This window comes from Streptomyces thermospinosisporus, from assembly GCF_039526425.1.
Lineage (GTDB): Bacteria > Actinomycetota > Actinomycetes > Streptomycetales > Streptomycetaceae > Streptomyces > Streptomyces thermocarboxydovorans.
This window is the reverse complement of record NZ_BAAAIZ010000143.1, coordinates 1-644: the sequence shown is the minus strand read 5'-3', so window position 1 is coordinate 644 and position 644 is coordinate 1. Positions and strand designations below refer to the sequence as shown.

Annotated in this window: 1 protein-coding gene; it reads left to right on the top strand. The window is 69.3% G+C overall.

Features of this window, described 5'->3' with window-relative positions; translation table 11 throughout:
* Window positions 1-644: alpha-amylase family protein (locus ABD207_RS31615; protein WP_486388842.1), on the top strand; the 644-nt coding region annotated here is incomplete at both ends.

Here is a 644-nt window from a genome sequence, read left to right as displayed (position 1 = left end):
CGGCACCTTCCGCACCGCCGCCCGCCGCCTGCCCGCGATCGCCGCGATGGGCTTCGACGTGGTCTACCTGCCCCCGATCCACCCCATCGGCACCACCTTCCGCAAAGGCCCCAACAACACCCTCAACGCCGGCCCCGACGACGTCGGCGTCCCCTGGGCCATCGGCTCCCCCGAGGGCGGCCACGACGCCGTCCACCCCCGGCTGGGCACCCTGGAGGACTTCACCTGGTTCGTCAGGCGCGCGAGCGAACTCGGCCTGGAGATCGCCCTCGACTTCGCCCTGCAGTGCTCCCCGGACCACCCGTGGGTGCACAAGCACCCGGAGTGGTTCCACCACCGGCCCGACGGCACCATCGCCTACGCCGAGAACCCGCCGAAGAAGTACCAGGACATCTACCCCATCGCCTTCGACGCCGACATGGACGGCCTGATCGCCGAGACCCTCCGCATCCTGCGCCACTGGATGCGCTGCGGGGTGCGCATCTTCCGCGTCGACAACCCGCACACCAAACCGGTCGTCTTCTGGGAACGCGTCATCGCCGAGATCAACCGCACCGACCCCGATGTGATCTTCCTGGCGGAGGCGTTCACCCGCCCGGCGATGATGCACACCCTGGCCCAGATCGGCTTCCAGCAGTCCTACA